This is a genomic window from Polycladidibacter hongkongensis (assembly GCF_001561995.1).
Classification (GTDB): Bacteria; Pseudomonadota; Alphaproteobacteria; order Rhizobiales; family Stappiaceae; genus Pseudovibrio; species Pseudovibrio hongkongensis.
Genome location: NZ_LLWC01000022.1, coordinates 105,939 through 125,309 on the forward strand (window position 1 = coordinate 105,939; position 19,371 = coordinate 125,309).

The following is a 19,371-nucleotide window of genomic DNA, read 5'->3' on the forward strand; positions in this document are numbered from 1 at the left end:
GGAAGCACGTAGCTCACGCGCTTCCCTGTGTCCGGCTAGATTAAAAGGTCTTGCGGCAAAACACTCTGCTGTAAGGCAGACTATTCCGCAGCATCCACGGCTTCAGCATCATCATTAGACACTTGCTTCTGTTCTTTGTCTTGCAGCTCGACGTTAAGGCCAAGCGACCGCATTTCTTTGACAAGAACGTTAAAGCTCTCGGGGATACCAGCCTCAAAGGTGTCATCACCGCGAACAATCGCTTCATACACCTTGGTACGCCCTGCCACGTCATCCGACTTTACAGTCAGCATTTCCTGTAGGGTATATGCAGCACCGTAAGCTTCAAGTGCCCACACTTCCATCTCACCGAAGCGCTGGCCACCAAACTGCGCTTTACCACCCAGCGGCTGCTGGGTCACAAGCGAGTAAGGGCCGATGGAACGGGCGTGAATCTTGTCATCAACCAAGTGGTGCAGCTTCAGCATGTAGATGTAGCCAACAGTCACCTGACGGTCGAACTGCTCACCGGTACGTCCATCATACAAGGTAGACTGACCGGTAGGCTTCAGACCTGCGGTGGACAGCATAGACGCAACATCCGGCTCCCTTGCACCATCAAACACTGGTGTTGCAATCGCCACACCTTTGTCTTTCAGCTGCTCGCCTAGCTTGACAATGCCGTCATCATCCAGCGCTTTAACGTTGTCACCCTTGATGTTGTCGCCATACAGCTCAACAATCTCGGTGCGCATCGCCTCGATTTCACCGTTCTTACGGTATTCATCGTAAAGCTCGCCGATCTTCTTGGCCATTCCGGCACACGCCCAACCAAGGTGCGTTTCTAGGATCTGACCAACGTTCATGCGAGACGGCACGCCTAGCGGGTTCAACACAATATCAACATGGGTACCATCCTCAAGGAATGGCATGTCTTCACATGGGTTGATCTTGGAGACCACACCTTTGTTACCGTGACGGCCGGCCATTTTATCGCCAGGCTGGAGCTTACGCTTAACCGCAACGAAGACTTTCACCATCTTCATTACGCCAGGTGGCAATTCATCACCACGCTGTAGCTTCTCAACCTTGTCGATAAAGCGTTGCTCAAGGCGCTTGCGGCTCTCGTCATAAGACCCACGCAGCGCTTCCAGCTCGCCCATCAGCTTTTCGTCTTCAACGGCAAACTGCCACCACTGCGAACGTGGGAACTCGTTAAGAACATCGCCAGAGATTTCCACGCCTTTGCGGAAGCCCTTAGGGCCACCAACAGCAACGTGGCCAATCAGCATCTCGGCCAAACGACCATAGACGTTACGATCAAGGATCGCTTGTTCATCATCACGGTCTTTTGCCAGAGTTTCGATCTCTTCGCGCTCGATCGCCATAGCGCGTTCGTCTTTTTCCACCCCGTGGCGGTTAAAGACACGCACTTCCACAACCGTACCCGATACACCTGGAGACAGGCGCATGGAGGTATCACGAACGTCAGAAGCTTTTTCACCAAAAATGGCACGCAGAAGTTTTTCTTCAGGTGTCATTGGGCTTTCGCCCTTCGGTGTAATCTTACCAACGAGAATATCGCCCGGCTTAACTTCAGCACCTACGTAAACAATTCCAGCTTCATCAAGGTTCTTCAGAGCCTCTTCAGAAACATTCGGAATATCGCGAGTGATCTCTTCCGGTCCAAGCTTGGTATCACGTGCCATCACCTCAAACTCTTCCAAGTGGATGGAGGTGAACACGTCATCACGCACGATGCGCTCAGAAAGCAGGATGGAATCTTCGAAGTTGTAGCCGTTCCACGGCATAAACGCGACAAGCACGTTCCGGCCAAGCGCCAGATCGCCAAGATCGGTAGACGGGCCATCAGCAATAATATCGCCTTTGGAAACCCGGTCGCCCACATTCACCAGCGGACGCTGGTTGATACAGGTATCTTGGTTGGAGCGTTGGAACTTCAACAAGCGGTAAATATCAACGCCAGATTTGGATGGGTCCAGATCTTCGGTGGCGCGAATAACAACACGCGTCGCATCAACCTGATCAACCACACCGCCGCGTTTCGCCGCAATCGCTGCGCCGGAATCGCGAGCCACGACTGGCTCCATACCGGTACCAACGAATGGCGCTTCAGCGCGTACAAGCGGCACAGCCTGACGCATCATGTTCGAGCCCATCAGCGCACGGTTCGCATCATCGTTCTCAAGGAACGGGATCAGCGCAGACGCTACGGAAACCAGCTGCTTAGGCGAAACATCCATTAGATCCACACGATCCGGTGTGATCAGAATGTTTTCCCCAGCATGACGACACTGCACCAAATCAGATGCAAATTTGTTGTCCTCGGTCAGCTCCGCGTTAGCCTGAGAGACGTAATATTTACTCTCTTCCATAGCGGAGAGATACACCACCTCATTGGTGACAATACCGTCTTTCACTGTGCGGTACGGGCTTTCGATAAAGCCGTACTTGTTCACACGCGCAAATGTCGCCAACGAGTTAATCAGACCGATGTTCGGACCTTCCGGCGTCTCAATCGGGCAGATACGACCATAGTGCGTTGGGTGCACATCGCGAACCTCAAAGCCCGCACGCTCCCGGGTCAAACCGCCTGGGCCAAGCGCAGAAAGGCGACGCTTGTGCGTCACTTCAGACAATGGGTTGGTTTGGTCCATAAACTGGGAAAGCTGGGAAGAACCGAAGAACTCACGCACCGCAGCAGCAGCTGGCTTGGCGTTGATGAGATCCTGCGGCATCACCGTATCCACGTCGACCGAGCTCATACGCTCTTTGATCGCGCGCTCCATGCGCAGCAACCCGATACGGTACTGGTTTTCCATCAACTCGCCAACAGAGCGAACACGGCGGTTACCAAGGTTATCGATATCATCGATTTCCCCGCGACCATCACGCAGATCCAGTAGCACCTTCATTACAGACAGGATGTCTTCCTTACGCAGAACGCGCACGGTGTCTTCACAGTCCAAATCAAGGCGCATGTTCATCTTTACGCGGCCAACCGCAGAAAGATCATAACGCTCCGTATCGAAGAACAGCGACTGGAACATCGCCTCGGCAGTCTCGATGGTCGGCGGTTCTCCTGGACGCATCACACGGTAGATGTCAAACAGAGCCCCTTCTCGGGTCTCGTTCTTGTCTGCCGCCAATGTGTTACGGATGTAAGCACCGGTATTAACGTGGTCGATGTCGAGAACTGGAATTTCGCCGAAACCACGATCGACCAACTCGTCCACCATCTTCTCGCTGATTTCATCACCAGCTTCGTAGTAGATTTCGCCAGTCTGCAGGTTGACCATGTCCTCAGCAAGATACTGGGTGAACAGGTCTTCCTTCTCAACTTTTAGCGAGCTAACACCCTGATCCTTCAGCTGGCGGATGACGCGTGCTGTGATCTTCTTGCCTTCTTCAACAAGAACTTCACCGCTATCAGCATCAACCAGCGCGTTGATCGCCTTAGTACCTTTCAAACGATCCGCATCAAACGGCATCGCCCAACCACCCTTACCAAGCTTGTACTCGATACGGTTGTAGAAAGTTTCCAGAATCTCTTCACTGTTCAGCCCCAGCGCCATCAACAGCGATGTCACGGGCAGCTTGCGGCGACGGTCAATACGAGCATAAACGATGTCTTTCGCATCGAACTCGATATCCAGCCAAGAACCACGATATGGGATGACGCGCGCTGCAAATAGCAGCTTGCCTGAAGAATGCGTTTTACCCTTATCATGATCAAAGAACACACCCGGAGACCGCTGCATTTGCGAGACGATCACACGCTCGGTACCATTCACAATGAAGGTGCCGTTGTCTGTCATGAACGGAATATCGCCCATGTAGACATCTTGCTCTTTGATGTCCTTTACCGATTTCGCACCGGTATCCTCATCAATATCAAACACGATGAGACGCAGCGTCAGCTTAAGCGGCGCTGCGTAAGTCATGTCGCGCTGGCGACACTCGTCAACATCATATTTGGGGGCTTCAAATTCGTAGGACACGAATTCAAGCAGGGATGCACCAGAAAAATCCGAAATCGGGAAAACGGATTTAAATACGGCCTCTAGGCCTTCGTCAACGCGACCACCCTGTGGCTTTTCGACCTGCAGAAACTGGTCATAAGACGCCTTCTGCACTTCGATAAGATTCGGCATAGCCGCTACATCGCGGATGGATCCAAAATGTTTACGGACCCGTTTGCGACCGTTGAACGTTTGCGTCATTGTCGCTCCTCGTATCACTCTAAGGTGACGGTTCAATGAAACAGTGACGCCTACACATCACCGTTTTATGAAACCGTCCCCGCGGGAACTTCCCGAGCATCCTGCCCCTATCGGGACGTTTACCCCGGCCAGGAAACCCGCCAGGGTACGAAAGTGGCCCCGGATAACTCCGGGGCCAACAGCAAAACTCAAGATTACTTGAGTTCAACCTTTGCGCCAGCTTCTTCAAGCTTTTTCTTAAGCTCTTCAGCTTCAGCTTTTTCAACGCCTTCTTTAACTGGCTTAGGAGCACCTTCAACCAGTTCTTTAGCTTCTTTGAGGCCCAGACCAGTGATCGCACGTACTTCTTTAATTACGTTGATCTTCTTCGCGCCAGCGTCAGCCAGGATCACGTCGAATTCGGTTTGCTCTTCAGCAGCAGCAGCAGCAGGACCTGCAGCAGCAACAGCAACAGGTGCAGCAGCAGAAACGCCCCACTTGTCTTCGAGCAGTTTGGACAGCTCAGCAGCTTCCATTACGGTGAGAGCGGAGAGTTCTTCTACGATCTTTTCGAGATCAGCCATTTTCTTAGTACCTTGATGTTCGAACCGTTAACGGTTTTGACAAAATTAAAGTGGTTCCGCCTTATGCGGCTTGGTCCTTCTCGGCGTACGCATTGAAGACGCGAGCAAGTTGCCCGGCCGGTGCGCTTGTAACCATCGCCATACGGGTCGCTGGGGTCTGTAGCATACCCACCAGCTTGCCACGAAGCTCGTCCAGAGACGGCATCGCTGCCAGTGCATTAACACCAGCAGTATCGAGATTGGTCGTACCCAGAGCACCACCAAGGATAGAAAATGCTTCATTATCCTTAGCGAACTTAGCGGCTACCTTAGGGGCTGCAACTGGATCATCGGAATACACGATGACAGTTGGGCCCTTGAACAGGTCGCTGATGTGCTCAAGGTCAGTGCCTTGAAGGGCAAGCTTGACAAGACGGTTCTTCGCAACTTTTACGGTGCCGCCAGCTTCACGTGCCTCAGCGCGCAGCTGAGTCATCTGGGAAACTGAAAGACCCGCATAGTGCGCCACGACAGCAACGCCAGTGCTGGACAGCACTTCGTTGAAGTCAGCAACGAACTTTTGCTTTTCCGTTCTTTCCACTTGCCTACTCCAGTTGGCGACAACGAATTGCCGCCGGTTTGCCTTTGCCGATTAGGAGGAGCCCTCCTAGCCGACGCTCAGGGTTCCTGTCCCCTTACCCGCGTCACTCGACATTGGCAAGGCAGTCTGGTTCGAAACAGATACTGAAATCTCTAGCGACATTTCCATATCTTGATTCTTTTCCATCTATGCAGGCCTTAAAAAGCTTAAGCTGGCTGCGCCAACACCTGCAGTCTCGGACAGGGCGTTAGCCTAAAGAGTTTCAGGCCAACAAAAACCTCCCGTTTTCACGGGAGGCAATTCTTTAGGGCCGTTCCTTACTCGGTAACGGACGCCAAATCAAGCTTAATGCCAGGACCCATTGTGGAAGAAAGCGCGACGCGCTTCACATAGGTACCTTTTGCACCAGCTGGTTTAGCTTTAACAACCGCATCCACCAGAGCCTTAATGTTTTCTTCAAGCTTACCAGCTTCAAAGGAAACTTTACCAACGCCTGCATGGATGATACCGGCCTTTTCTACGCGGAACTGCACAGAGCCACCCTTGGCGTCCTTAACAGCCTTGGTCACGTCAGGGGTCACAGTACCAACCTTAGGGTTTGGCATCATGCCGCGTGGACCAAGCACCTTACCAAGACGACCAACAAGTGGCATCATGTCAGGAGTTGCGATCACGGTGTCAAAGTCGATCTTACCGCCCTGAACTTCAGCCAGCAGATCCTCAGCACCAACAATGTCCGCACCAGCAGCTTTTGCTTCGTCAGCTTTCGCATCACGAGCAAAAACAGCAACACGCACATTCTTACCAGTGCCGTTTGGCAGTACGCACGCACCACGAACCATCTGGTCCGCGTGACGTGGATCAACACCCAGATTGATCGCCAGCTCAACGGTCTCGTCAAACTTGGCAGTACCACGCTCTTTGACCAGCGCAACAGCATCTGCCAGTGCGTAGTCTTTGTTACGATCGATACCCTCGCGGGCCGCTTTAATGCGCTTACCTACATTCGCCATCGATCTTACCCCTTAACTTCCAGACCCATAGAACGGGCGGAACCCTCAACCATCAACATCGCAGCTTCGATGTCATTGGCGTTCAGGTCTTTCATTTTTGCCTCTGCGATTTCGCGGACTTGGTCCTTGGTCACGGAAGCAACAAAACCCTTACCAGGTGTCTGGGAACCAGACTTGATCTTCGCAGCTTTCTTCAAGAAGAAGGAAACCGGAGCAGTCTTCACTTCAAAAGTGAAAGACTTATCAGAGTAGTAAGTGATGACGGTTGGGCAAGGAGCACCCTTCTCAACATCCTGAGTCTTGGCGTTAAACGCCTTACAGAATTCCATGATGTTCAGACCGCGCTGACCCAGCGCAGGACCGATTGGCGGGGATGGTGTAGCAGAGCCCGCAGGTACCTGAAGTTTTAGGTAACCTTCAATTTTCTTCGCCATAAATCCTCTCCAAGGATATTGGGGCGCCTCGCACCCCGTTACAAGAGAGAGGGCGGTCTGGCCCCGATGCACCGGCGAAGCGCATCAAACCTGCCGCCCACATTAATCTGGATTAACTGCCCTGTTTTTCAACTTGACCGTATTCCAGCTCGACCGGTGTTTCACGGCCAAAAATAGACACAGTCACTTTCAGACGTGCCCGCTCTTCGTCGACTTCCTCAACGAAGCCAGAGAAGGAAGCAAACGGACCATCGGAAACCTTGACCTGCTCACCCACTTCAAACTCGACAGATGGACGTGGCGCCTCCACCCCATCTTCCACCTGATTAAGGATCCGGTAGGCTTCTGCCTCAGAAATCGGCATCGGCTTCTTGTCATTACCAAGAAAACCAGAAACCTTCGGCGTACCGTTAATCAAGTGATATGTATTTTCGTTCATTTCCATCTTCACCAGCACGTATCCTGGGAAGAATTTACGCTCGGACTCCACCTTGCGCCCGCGGCGCACCTCAACCACCTTTTCAGTGGGAACCAGGACATCCTCAAAAGACCCTTCAAGCCCGTGCTGCTCAGCACGCTCCTTGATTGATTCGGCAACTTTCTTTTCAAAGTTGGAATAAGCCTGAACAATATACCAGCGCTTTGCCATGTTCTTATTTTCGCTCCAAGTCCGCGAAGTCTTCAGATATTAAAACCCCAGCAACCAAGAAAGCGCAAAGCTCATCAACTGGTCAGCTGCAAGAAAAAACATGGAAGCAAGAAACACCATCACGAACACCATGAGGGTGGTTACGCCTGTCTCACGACGAGAGGGCCAAGTGACCTTCGCTGTTTCCGAGCGCACCTGCTGGATGAATTTCAAAGGATTGGTTTTCGCCATAAGGTTCCGGCCCATCTTACGCAAGGTGGGCGCGTGAAGACATTTCACGCGCCCGCCCGAGAAAAACTATTTAAACCAAACTCCCAAGACAATCAAGGGAAAATGGCAGGGGCAGCAGGGTTCGAACCCGCGACCTACGGTTTTGGAGACCGTCGCTCTACCAACTGAGCTATACCCCTTTGCTATCTATCCTATTGGATAGTAAAGCGAATCTCGTTTTGTCTTCCCTGAAGACTGCTACGTCGCGTTTAAAGCCTGCGACGTAGCTTGTAAAGTCAAAAAACTGACTTATTCAATAATTGCTGCTACAACGCCCGCACCAACGGTACGACCACCCTCACGGATAGCAAAGCGCAGACCATCTTCCATAGCGATCGGCACGATCAGCTCAACAGATACGGAGATGTTATCGCCCGGCATCACCATTTCGGTGCCTTCTGGCAGAGTAACCACACCGGTCACATCAGTTGTACGGAAGTAGAACTGTGGACGGTAGTTGGTGAAGAACGGGGTATGACGACCACCTTCTTCTTTGGTGAGGATGTATGCCTCTGCCTTAAACTTGGTGTGCGGAGTAACAGAACCCGGCTTACAAAGAACCTGGCCACGCTCAACTTCCTCACGACCAACGCCGCGGATCAGTGCACCGATGTTATCCCCAGCTTCACCCTGATCGAGCAGCTTACGGAACATTTCCACACCGGTAACGGTGGTTTTGGAGGTTTCTTTGATGCCAACGATTTCAACTTCGTCGCCAACGTGAACCACACCGCGCTCAACACGACCGGTTACAACAGTACCGCGGCCAGAGATAGAGAACACGTCTTCGATAGGCATCAGGAATGCCTGATCACGCGGACGATCTGGAGTAGGGATGTACTCGTCAACAGCAGCCATCAGTTCTGCAATTTTCTCAGTACCGATGTTTGCATCACGATCTTCAAGGGCTGCAAGAGCAGAACCAGCGATGATCGGAATATCGTCACCCGGGAACTCGTAGGAAGACAGAAGTTCACGAACTTCCATTTCAACCAGTTCCAGCAGCTCTTCGTCGTCAACCTGATCAACTTTGTTCATGAAGACAACCAGAGCAGGAACGCCAACCTGACGTGCCAGCAGGATGTGCTCGCGGGTCTGTGGCATAGGGCCATCAGCTGCGTTCACAACCAGGATAGCACCGTCCATCTGCGCTGCACCGGTGATCATGTTCTTCACGTAGTCAGCGTGACCCGGGCAGTCAACGTGAGCGTAGTGACGAGCTTCGGTCTCATACTCAACGTGTGCGGTAGAAATGGTGATACCGCGAGCACGCTCTTCTGGAGCACCGTCAATCTCGTCATATGCCTTGAAGTCACCAAAAGACTTGGTGATCGCAGCAGTCAGAGTGGTTTTACCGTGATCAACGTGGCCAATCGTGCCGATGTTGACGTGCGGCTTATTGCGTTCAAATTTTTCCTTCGCCATCGGCGTAGCTCTCTGTCCGTTCGCGGCCCAGTCACTTTACATGCAGTAAGCACCCGAAGGAGGGCGCACAGACACCAAAGAGACCGACACAGCCAAATCAACCGTAGTAAACTTTATTGGAGCGGGTGAAGGGAATCGAACCCTCGTATTCAGCTTGGAAGGCTGCTGCTCTACCATTGAGCTACACCCGCACAACAAAGGGCAGATGGTGGAGGAGGTTGGATTCGAACCAACGTAGGCATAGCCAGCGGATTTACAGTCCGCCCCCTTTAGCCACTCGGGCACTCCTCCGAAATCTGCATGCAAAAAGCTTAACATACGGCTTCGGTTGCAATTCAAAGACACCCACACATCTTGCAAAAGCGCGTTGGCGTCCCTGTGGCGCGGTTTATGCAGCCCTCGCCCGCTCCTGTCAACGGCTAGTTTTCACTCCCCCAAAAAAATTAACAGGCAATGCACTACGAAAGCTAGCAGAGCCTACCAATGCGATACCATCACAAACCCATCTCCTTGCCACCAGATTGCTTTTCCCCCTAGTGACAAGTTGCAAATCGCCCATATCTGCAATTTTAGGAGCCAATTCACCAATTCGCACGCAGGCAAATTGCTTTCATTCCCAAATCAGGTCACCCGCAATCGTGGATGAGCATTACTGCCGCGCTTGACCAATCGGCTGTTTTGCTATTTCTCCATCCCTTAAGAGTATATGTGGAAAAGTCACAGTATGTCCGCTTGCAACTTTAATCCACCTTAGGCGGCAGGCGTGTAAAGCTAAAGAACGAAGTCAGGCCATATAATCCATGAACACCAAGTCTCAAGGCCCAAACAGCGCCAACAAGCGGTTTAACAAATCTGGCAGCGGCCGCCCTAACAAATGGGGCAAACCCGACTTCCGTCAAAAAAAGGAAGAAAACGACGGGCCGATGCATATCTACGGCCTGCACACCCTCGAAGCTGCCTTTAACAACAAGGAACGCAAGCGCCACAAACTGTTTGTCACCACCAACGCCCTTCGCCGGCTACAAGAGCGCGATATCAACATCGATGTCCCCGTCGAGGAAATGACGCCGCGCCAAATTGATAAGCTCGTCCCCAAAGACGCCGTACACCAAGGCGCGGTTTTGCTGTGTGATCCCCTGCCCCACTATGGTGCCGCTCATTTAAAGCAAGGGCATTTGGTGCTAGCGCTCGATCAGGTGACCGATCCTCATAATGTGGGCGCCATATTGCGCAGCGCCTTGGCCCTTGGCGCAGACGCAGTGGTCACCACCCGCCGCCATGCGCCCGAAGAAGGACCGGTTCTTGCAAAAACCGCCAGTGGTGCGCTGGACATGATCAAACATGTGCGCGTGCAAAATATGGCCCGTTTTGTCGAAGAGATGCAGGACGCCGGGTTTCAAGCTATTGCGCTGGATAGCGAAGGCCCCGCCTCGCTCGAACAAACCGAGTTTACAGACAAAACCTTGCTCGTGCTTGGTTCGGAAGGCAAAGGCGTGCGCCAAGGTATCCGTGAAACCTGCGGCACCCTCGCCCGCCTAGATATGCCCGGCCCGATCAAGTCACTCAATGTCTCCAATGCCGCCGTACTGTCCCTCTATGTGGCGCGCCTCAAGATGGGTCTTATGAAAATCTAGCGCACACTAGATACTTCAAATCAATAGGAGTTTGGCGCTAACACCTGTGAACAAAGCGCCAAACCGCAGCAAAAAACAAAATGCCCTGTGAAAAATGCACTTTTTGTATTTTTTAGAGTTTACAACAGGCCAAACACCCCTTAAACCCCGTCTCCAGCGACGCCGGTATAGCTCAGATGGTAGAGCACCTGACTTGTAATCAGGGGGTCGCGGGTTCGATCCCTGCTGCCGGCACCACTCTTCTCCTTGAGTTATCAAGGATATTTCAAAGCCTCCCTCGGGAGGCTTTTTGCTTTTCTGGCTTTTGTCAGCATATGGTAAGCAAATGGGCGTTTTGGTAAGCAGAATTTCGCCCCGCCTACCCCCTCTAAATTCTCTTTCAACTTAATACTGAAAAAGCTGTGAATGCCGTCACTAGCCGTCAGCAAATAGGCTTTCCGTAAGGTTTACCGCAAACCAAGCCGTCAGAACTTTGTAACCGCTCGTCATAGCCTCCACATACTCAATTATCCTCCCAGTCAGATAGACGTATGTTCTTCGAGCGATTCAGCGAGCGCCGAAAGAGCAAAGTGCGGAAAAGTAGAGTTAATTACTAATGCTAGATTATTTACTTCATTTGAACGTCCAGCCGTTTCAGATGCGCACTTCAAAATGCCGCAAGCTGCCATCAAGGCATTAAGATGATGCCCTTAACCAATCCACAGCGCAGACACAGCTACGCGGTCAGGACCACGGCAAAAGACCTGAGAAAAACAGATTAAAGCTACATCTCTGCACCAGAAACCGGGTGTCATATGGAGTTCGTCCATGATCCCGGACAATCGAGTATATTGACTTTGCGAGACAAATATCAGTGCGATCTGCGGCGATCTCGCATTGTTAAAAAGGGGCCGATGTGCAAGTTCGGCGTATTGCACTCAAGAAAGGTCGTCCCCAAAACGGCAGATTGTCTAGTAGCTCTCAGTCAATGATGAGCGCATTAACCCTACTAGATGCTCTGACAAGCAACTCGGGCATGAGGCGCGTGCGACGCACGGGCGAGATGTCCCCTTGCATGCGCCGCAACAGTTGAGACCCCACATCACGGCCGATTGCGCTTGGGCTTGCGCGTGCTGTGGTAAGAGGGGGCCCCCATAAAACAGTGTCCTTTAGGCCATCAAAGCCAGTCACAGCGATATCTTCGCCTACGCGAATGCCAGCTTCTGCAAGAGCCAAATAAACGCCGCCAGCCACAATATCATTTTGACAAACGATAGCAGAATACGTGCCAAGTTCAGGTAGTAACTGTTCAACACACGCCTTGCCAAATGCACGGGTTGCATAGCCGGGGAGTACGCGCGTCGTATTTAATGCCAACCCTCTTTCCATAAAGGCACTATAGAACCCTTGAGTTCTAAGGCGCCCGGTACTTACAGTTTCATGGCCACCAATCTTCAAAATGTTGCGGTGCCCCAAATCAAGCAAATGGCTGGTAATCAGTTTCGCGCCTTGGAAGTCGTCAGCGCCAACGAAATCAAGGGTGACATCGGACAATTCACGCGTTGAAAGAACGCAAGGCACACCTCGGCTTTGAATAAGCGCAAGATCATCGGCAACAGTGCCAATGGAGGGCGCCAGCACAATGCCCGCCACACCGCGCCCCACCATTTCCTCTATCAGCTTGCGTTGGTTCTCAACATCGTCATTGGTGTTTGCGAGCAAAGGAAGGTAACCCTTAGCCGCCAAGACACCCTCCAATGCCACTGTTTGCTCGGACATATACGGGTTGGTAATATCCTCAACGATAACACCAACGAGATTTGAGTGACCGCTCTTCAGTTTCGAGGCATTGTAATTCGGCACAAAGCCAAGCTCTTGCGCCGCGGCAACGACCTTCTTTCGGGTAGCATCGGAAATCCGCCCTTTGTTATTCAGCGCATTTGAAACTGTTCCAATGGAAACGCCAGCATACTTAGCAATATCTACAATTGTTGGTTTAGACATACGATAAATCCTATAATCTATTGTTTTTTAGTATGTCGAATAGTTTAGGTAAACATGATAGGGCCGATGCCAGCAGCCTGGTGGAAGTAAGTTTGCCAGCCAGAGCGCGTGGGCAGACCAAGCTCTGGCTGGCAGATTGAGGCAATGTGCTACTTGGCGAATATCGCCCCTAGGCTCGCAGAGGAAACGAGCTTTGAGTAACGCCCCAGATAGCCGTCGGTAACCTTCGGAGGCAGAGGCTCATGCCCTTCGCGGCGCTGCGCCAACTCCTCATCACTCACCAGAACATTGATACTCTTGGCTTTCAGGTCGATGGCAATCTTGTCGCCTTCGCGCACAAGACCGATTGGGCCGCCTTTGCTGGCCTCAGGTGAACAGTGGCCAATTGCTGCTCCGCGAGTGGCACCTGAGAAGCGACCATCGGTGATCAGCGCCACTTTGTCATCAAGACCGGCACCGCAGAGCGAACCAGTTGGCAACAGCATTTCACGCATACCCGACTGTGGTCCTTCATAGATGATAACCACCACGTCACCCGGTACAATCTTGCCGGTGTTGATCGCGGTTACCGCATCTTCCTCGCGAGTGAAGACACGGGCCGTACCGGTGTACTGCTTCATCTTCTCATCAACCACGCCGATTTTCACCACAGCGCCATCCGGTGCGATATTGCCGTACACAACAGCAAGGCCACCTTCGGGCTTGTAAGCCTCTGGAACAGAGCGCGCCACATCGGAACTCTTGGCATCAAGCGTGCCGATTAATTCCTCAAAAGACACACCAGAGGCCGTTAACGTGCTGGTGTCGAACATGTCACCATCTTTCAGGTGCTTCATGACAACGCGCAGCCCGCCAACAAGATGCAAATCCTGAATATGGAACTTTCCGCCCGGTGAAAAAGCACAAAGCTTTGGCACTTCACGACTGATCTTGTCAAAATCGTCCAGATCCAGCTCCACATCACATTCATGCGCAATTGCCAGCAAGTGCAGCATCGTGTTGGTAGAACCGCCAATGGCCATATCAACAGCCATCGCATTGTGGAATGCGGTTGAAGTCATAATTTGCCGTGGCAGGATCTGCTTTTCAAACAGCTCCATGATTTTGATACCAGCCTCTTTGGCGAGGCGATTGCGCTCGCTGTAGGTTGCTGGAATGGTCGAGGAGCCGGGCAAAGTCATACCCAAGGCTTCTGCCATGATATTCATCGAGTTTGCTGTACCAAGGTGCGCACAACAGCCGATTGTCGGGCCTGCCACATCTTCGCGGGCCAGCAGCTCTTCCATATCGATGTGCCCCGCGGCGTATTCGCCGATTGTTTCACACATCATTGAGCCATCGATACGCTTGTTATCGAAGTAACCGGGCTCCATGCAGCCGCCCGAGAGCAAGAGGCATGGGATGTTGAGCCGACCAGCCGCCATCAAGGCTGCCGGGGTGATCTTGTCACAGTTGGTAATCAGCACCATCGCATCAAACTGGTGCCCCTGAATCTGCACCTCAATGGCATCTGCAATGAGTTCCCGGCTTGCAAGCGGATAGTGCATGCCCACGTGGGTCATGGCGATACCATCGCAGATCGAGGGCATTGTTAGCTCAAACGGGTAACCACCTGCCTCGTATACTCCGTACTTTACCCGCTCACAAAGTTGACGCAGGTTTTGGTGGCCGGGAATGATCTCGTTATATGCATGGATCACCGCAATAATCGGTTTGGTGGCCAGATCTTTTTCACTCATACCGGCAGACTTGAGCATAGAACGCTGGTTGGCTGCGGCATAACCCTTGGTGATGATATCAGAGCGTTTTGACATTGTTATATCCTTTTAATTTTAGCCAAACAGCGTTGGAAGCAGCAGCGAAATTTGAGGCACGTAGCTGACCAAGATGAGACAGATCAACATCGCGACTAGGAATGGGGCAATCGCTTTGAAAACCGCTTCAATCGACAAGTTCGCAACCGAAGAAGAAACGAACAGATTGACGCCAAGCGGTGGGGTGCAGAAACCGATTGCAAGGTTCACGGTGAGGATCACACCAAAGTGGATTGGATCAACACCAACACTCACAGCAACAGGCAGCAGGATCGGCGTTAGGATGATGATTGCCGCCACGGTCTCCATAAACATACCAACAGCAAGCAGTACCAAGTTAAGCAGCAGAATGATGACCAGCATATTGTCGGAGAACGAGGTGATCATGCTGGCAACTGTGTTTGGAATTTGCTCGATCGTGAGCAGACGGCCAAACACAAAGGCCATTACCACCATCACAAGGCAGGTCGCCGCTGTCAGCGATGATCTGGCAAGGATGGACGGTAGCTCCTTGAAGCTGATTTCCTTGTAGACAAACAGGGAGATATACGCCGCATAGATAACCGCAACACCAGCCGCTTCTGTTGGGGTAAAGATACCGCCATAGATTCCGCCCAGAATGATGATTGGAACTAGCAAGGCCCAGATTGCATTACCGTTTTTATCGCTTTCCGCAGCTTTTTGCGCAGCCAACTCCTCCTTGGTGGAGACAAGATCATCACGATCTCGCAGCAGGTACTTTGATACCAGGACATAACTGGCTGCAAAAAGGAAGCCGGGAACAAGACCTGCCATAAACAACTTGCCGATTGATTGGCCAGAAGTAACCCCGTAAATGATAAAGGGAATAGACGGCGGGATCATCACCCCAAGCATACCGGAGGCAGCCGTTAGACCAGCAGAAAACTCCTTCGGATAACCGCGCTTTTCCATTTCAGGAATCATGTTCGAGCCAATGGCAGCAACAGTTGCCGGGGAGGAACCGGAGATAGCGGCGAAGAACATAGAGGCCAGCACGTTTACATAAGCAAGCCCCGCTTTCAGGTGGCCAACACCGCGCGCTGCCATGCCGACAATACGGCGGGAAAGGCCGCCAGACTGCATAATATCACCTGCAAGGATGAACATTGGCACCGCCACCAGCGGGAAGTTGTTGCCCCCCATGACAGCGCTCTTCAGCAGAAGAATGTCGCTTGGCGTACCCGGCAAAAAGCTCATAACAAACAGCGAGGCAACCCCAAGCGCCGCGCCGATCGGCATGCCCAACAGCACCAGCGCAAAAAAACCGAAGAATAAGACAAATCCAGACATGGGTTATCCTTTCTCGCCATCGCCAGCAGTAGAAATGCCAAGCTTTTTCAGCGTTTTACAATCTGTGATCATATTTTGCAGAATGCGTAAGGAAGCCAGAGCAGCACCGACCGGCATGGACCAGTAAAGGAATGCAAGGCTGACACGAATATCCGTACCGGGAACGAAGAGAACAGGAGATGTTTGCCTGATCACAAACGGGCTTGTGGCCTGAGCATTGCCGCGAACCGCCAAATAGGCGAAGAATGCCAGCATGATAGCGGAGAGCAACAGCCCCAGATACAGCTGACCTTTCTCCGAAAGCTTGCCGGAAATGATGGTTACCGCCACATGCTTTCGCTCTTTGTAGCCGTAACTGATACCCAGCCAAATAAACCAGACGAAAAGCCAGCGGACCAGCTCTTCGGACCAAGACAAGGAATTCTGCACCACATAGCGCATAAACACCTGAAAGAAGATAAGAATGGCGATCGAAGCTAGAGAGATGACAAGCAGATCACGCTCTAGATGCTTATCCAGATAGGCTAGCGTTTTCATAGCTTTTTCACTTGAGTTGGGGGAATGTCTGGGGCCGCAAGTAGCGGCCCCTTTGCTGCTAGTTCTTGCGACTAGTTCAGCTCTGCTTCAGCTTTGGCAACAGCATCCATCAACCGGCCATAGGCTTCCTCGCCCACCAATTTTTGGAACTCTGGCTTCAGTTCTTTGATTTTACCTTGGAACAGTGCCATTTGCTCTGGGGTGAGCTCGTTCACTTCATTGCCTTGTGCACGGAACCAGTCAACCAGCTCTGGCTCTTCTGCCTTGATGAGCGACTGCTGGTATTCAGAGGCCTCAAGCACCGCATCAGACACAATTGTTTGTTGCTCTGGAGACAGGCTTTCAAATTTCGCTGGGTTCATAACCACGGTGTACGCAGAGTAAACGTGGTTGGTCAGCGAAATGTACTTGTTTACCTCGTGCGTACGCATGGAGCGAATGTTGGAAAGCGGGTTTTCCTGCGCGTCAATCACGCCCTGCTGCAAAGCGGAGTACACTTCACCAGAGGCCATCGGCATTGGGTTCGCGCCCAGTTTGGACCACGCGGTGATGTGGGCATCCACCTGCATCGTGCGCAGCTTCAGTCCATCAACATCATCTGGGGTGTATACCGCGCCGCGGCTGTTGGTCAGCTGGCGGATGCCAATCTCGAACCAACCCATGGACTTTAGTCCGATCGGCTCCATTTTTTCTGCTAGCCAATCGCCGTATTCGCCTAGGAAGACTTTACGGGCCACTTCGCGGCTTGCGAAAGTATAAGGAAGCTCTGTTGCTGCGAAGATGTCGTCCCAACCTGACAACACGCCAACGGCCTCGGCATTGAGATCGATCTCGCCCATTTGCACAAACTCAAGCAGCTCGCGCCCCTCGCCAAGCTGGCCCGCTGGGTAGATTTCAACTTCGATGTCGCCGTTGGTGCGTTTTTCGACGATTTCCTCGAATTTCTGCCACGCTTTATGCATATGGTTAGATTCAGGCGCGCCATGTGCAACCTTCAAGGTTACATCAGCTGCAAGGGCAGTTCCTGCCATTAGGAAAGAGGCTGCGACAAGGCTAGCTGTAAAACGTTTTTTCACAGTGATACTCCCATTTATTTGACTGGATTAACGTCAAACCAGAGAAAAATGAAAAAACGTTTCAGCAACAAGATCGCCCTTCTACCTAAGCGTCACCACCTAGTATATCAGCGGTGATACTTTAGTGCGAACGCGCTCTAGGGTTGCATTCTCTTGCAAATTCCTATCGATATCTTCCGGCAACGCACCTTGCAAAGCGTTATGTTATAACATATGCTGCTGTGATCGTCTCATGGCGATGCATAATGACTTACCAGCAAGATACAGGATGCGCATTTATGCAGGATAATCGTCTACCGGTTACAGTGCTCTCAGGGTTCCTAGGAGCAGGGAAAACCACGCTGCTCAATCGAATTCTCAACAATCGTGCAGGCCGCCGTGTAGCCGTCATTGTCAATGACATGTCGGAAGTGAACATCGATGCAGACTTGGTTCGCGCAGATACAGAATTATCCCGCACCGATGAAACACTCGTCGAAATGTCCAACGGCTGTATCTGCTGCACTTTGCGTGATGATCTTCTGCAAGAAGTTAGAAAACTTGCTGAAGAAAAGCGCTTTGATTATTTGCTCATTGAATCAACCGGCATTGCAGAGCCGCTTCCGGTGGCCGCCACGTTTGACTTTCGCGATACACAGGGCGCAAGTTTGTCGGATGTTGCGCGCCTCGACACCATGGTTACACTGGTCGATGCCGTTAACATTCTGAGAGATTTTTCCAGTCACGATTTTCTTAAGGACAGGGGCGAAGTTATGGGGGTGGAGGATGAACGCACCTTGGCACACCTCTTAACCGATCAAATCGAATTTGCAGATGTTATCGTCTTGAACAAAGTGGCCGACGCAGGGGCCAAACGCACCGAGACCGCGCGAAAAATCATCCGGAGCCTTAACGCAGACGCAAAGATCATCGAGACAAACCATTCAGACGTTGCACCTGAAGCTATTCTGGACACTGGGCTTTTCGATTTTGACAAGGCTCACACACATCCCTTATGGGCAAAAGAGCTCTACGGTTTTGCCGAGCATATCCCCGAAACGGAAGAGTACGGCGTAGCCAGTTATGTTTATCGCGCAAGGCAGCCTTTCATCCCGGAAAAAGTCATGGAAATTTTTAATGATGACCTGCCAGGTGTCATTCGCGCAAAGGGACATTTCTGGATCTCCACCCGCCCACAATGGGTGGCCGAGTTCTCGCTCGCTGGCGCTTTGTCATCCGTCTCGCCCTTGGGTAATTGGTGGGCAACCGTGCCAGAGGACAAACGCCCAACCCATCAAAGTGCGCAGGCCTATATCAAGAACCATTGGCAAGAGCCTTGGGGCGACCGACGCCAAGAGATCGTCTTCATTGGCAGCGGTATTGACTGGCCGGCTCTGAAAGCACGCCTTGATAGCGCCTTGTTGCCCACAGCAGCGGCCAGCTCTCTCGCAGAAATTCCCGATCTCCCCGACCCGTATCCCGTCTGGGAGCGCACGCCGCAGCCCAGTCAATAAAACACATAGATAGCCACAACAACGGTAAGAGAGGCGCCTGCCCTCTCTTACCTATGAAAAGAGGAACAAAACCGTCGCGTGGCTATCTAAAGCTATAGGGCCCCAACCTAAATCGAACTCGTAGCCTTTCAAGCAAGATTGTTAAGAACATTGAGGTTGCCCCCTCCCCCATTTTCACGCAGTTTCCCAAGCCAAGGATGCAGTGCACCCCGCCCAACAGATCCACTTACATGACGACAGCTACGTTTATGCCAACACCTATAGAACCACTTATTTTCAATGGATTAGGTCGGTCTGAAACGCTTGCATCAGCATCATTTGCAAGGATGCTAACCCACTGATTACTCCGTACCAGTACCAGCGCCG

At 51.9% G+C, this 19,371-nt stretch carries 15 protein-coding genes and 4 tRNA genes; 3 read left to right on the plus strand and 16 right to left on the minus strand.

Features of this window, described 5'->3' with window-relative positions:
- Window positions 1–80: 80 nt before the first annotated feature.
- The 11 genes from rpoB to AYK82_RS08640 form a co-directional block, all read right to left on the minus strand.
- Window positions 81–4,223, minus strand: coding sequence for a DNA-directed RNA polymerase subunit beta (gene rpoB, locus AYK82_RS08590; protein ID WP_068314117.1), 4,143 nt, complete (start codon window positions 4,221–4,223; stop codon window positions 81–83).
- Between the two features lie 194 nt (window positions 4,224–4,417).
- A complete protein-coding gene (gene rplL, locus AYK82_RS08595) occupies window positions 4,418–4,786 on the minus strand; it encodes a 50S ribosomal protein L7/L12 (RefSeq protein ID WP_068314121.1) in 369 nt (122 codons plus the stop codon).
- A gap of 61 nt (window positions 4,787–4,847) precedes the next feature.
- Window positions 4,848–5,366 (minus strand): 50S ribosomal protein L10, encoded by a 519-nt coding sequence (gene rplJ, locus AYK82_RS08600; RefSeq protein ID WP_068314124.1) that lies wholly within the window; start codon window positions 5,364–5,366, stop codon window positions 4,848–4,850.
- A gap of 317 nt (window positions 5,367–5,683) precedes the next feature.
- A complete protein-coding gene (gene rplA, locus AYK82_RS08605; protein ID WP_068314127.1) occupies window positions 5,684–6,379 on the minus strand; it encodes a 50S ribosomal protein L1 in 696 nt (231 codons plus the stop codon).
- Window positions 6,380–6,384: 5 nt separating this feature from the next.
- Window positions 6,385–6,813: a 50S ribosomal protein L11 gene (gene rplK, locus AYK82_RS08610; protein WP_068314130.1), complete on the minus strand. Its 429-nt coding sequence runs from the start codon at window positions 6,811–6,813 to the stop codon at window positions 6,385–6,387.
- A gap of 112 nt (window positions 6,814–6,925) precedes the next feature.
- Window positions 6,926–7,462: a transcription termination/antitermination protein NusG gene (gene nusG, locus AYK82_RS08615; RefSeq protein WP_068314133.1), complete on the minus strand. Its 537-nt coding sequence runs from the start codon at window positions 7,460–7,462 to the stop codon at window positions 6,926–6,928.
- 39 nt (window positions 7,463–7,501) lie between these two features.
- On the minus strand, window positions 7,502–7,693 hold the full coding sequence (gene secE, locus AYK82_RS08620; protein ID WP_068314137.1) for a preprotein translocase subunit SecE: 192 nt from the start codon (window positions 7,691–7,693) through the stop codon (window positions 7,502–7,504).
- 103 nt (window positions 7,694–7,796) lie between these two features.
- Window positions 7,797–7,872, minus strand: a tRNA-Trp gene (locus AYK82_RS08625).
- 109 nt (window positions 7,873–7,981) lie between these two features.
- Window positions 7,982–9,157: an elongation factor Tu gene (gene tuf, locus AYK82_RS08630; RefSeq protein WP_068314101.1), complete on the minus strand. Its 1,176-nt coding sequence runs from the start codon at window positions 9,155–9,157 to the stop codon at window positions 7,982–7,984.
- Window positions 9,158–9,274: 117 nt separating this feature from the next.
- Window positions 9,275–9,348 (minus strand) — tRNA-Gly (locus AYK82_RS08635).
- Window positions 9,349–9,363: 15 nt separating this feature from the next.
- Window positions 9,364–9,448, minus strand: a tRNA-Tyr gene (locus AYK82_RS08640).
- 509 nt (window positions 9,449–9,957) lie between these two features.
- Here AYK82_RS08640 and AYK82_RS08645 point away from each other — a divergent pair.
- Window positions 9,958–10,791 (plus strand): TrmH family RNA methyltransferase, encoded by an 834-nt coding sequence (locus AYK82_RS08645; RefSeq protein WP_068314140.1) that lies wholly within the window; start codon window positions 9,958–9,960, stop codon window positions 10,789–10,791.
- 161 nt (window positions 10,792–10,952) lie between these two features.
- Window positions 10,953–11,028, plus strand: a tRNA-Thr gene (locus AYK82_RS08650).
- A 723-nt stretch (window positions 11,029–11,751) separates the two neighbouring features.
- Here AYK82_RS08650 and AYK82_RS08655 read toward each other — a convergent pair.
- The 5 genes from AYK82_RS08655 to AYK82_RS08675 all read right to left on the minus strand — a co-directional run bounded on the left by AYK82_RS08655 (window position 11,752) and on the right by AYK82_RS08675 (window position 17,512).
- On the minus strand, window positions 11,752–12,774 hold the full coding sequence (locus AYK82_RS08655; protein ID WP_068314143.1) for a LacI family DNA-binding transcriptional regulator: 1,023 nt from the start codon (window positions 12,772–12,774) through the stop codon (window positions 11,752–11,754).
- A gap of 149 nt (window positions 12,775–12,923) precedes the next feature.
- On the minus strand, window positions 12,924–14,588 hold the full coding sequence (gene ilvD / locus AYK82_RS08660) for a dihydroxy-acid dehydratase (protein ID WP_068314146.1): 1,665 nt from the start codon (window positions 14,586–14,588) through the stop codon (window positions 12,924–12,926).
- A gap of 18 nt (window positions 14,589–14,606) precedes the next feature.
- Window positions 14,607–15,899, minus strand: a complete 1,293-nt coding sequence (locus AYK82_RS08665) for a TRAP transporter large permease (RefSeq protein ID WP_068314149.1) — start codon at window positions 15,897–15,899, stop codon at window positions 14,607–14,609.
- Between the two features lie 3 nt (window positions 15,900–15,902).
- On the minus strand, window positions 15,903–16,436 hold the full coding sequence (locus AYK82_RS08670) for a TRAP transporter small permease (protein WP_068314152.1): 534 nt from the start codon (window positions 16,434–16,436) through the stop codon (window positions 15,903–15,905).
- Window positions 16,437–16,507: 71 nt separating this feature from the next.
- Window positions 16,508–17,512 carry a TRAP transporter substrate-binding protein gene (locus tag AYK82_RS08675; protein WP_068314155.1) on the minus strand — a complete coding sequence of 335 codons (1,005 nt, stop codon included), beginning with the start codon at window positions 17,510–17,512 and terminating at the stop codon, window positions 16,508–16,510.
- A gap of 278 nt (window positions 17,513–17,790) precedes the next feature.
- Here AYK82_RS08675 and AYK82_RS08680 point away from each other — a divergent pair, with 278 nt between their 5' ends.
- Window positions 17,791–19,005, plus strand: coding sequence for a GTP-binding protein (locus tag AYK82_RS08680; RefSeq protein WP_068315590.1), 1,215 nt, complete (start codon window positions 17,791–17,793; stop codon window positions 19,003–19,005).
- Window positions 19,006–19,371 lie beyond the last annotated feature (366 nt).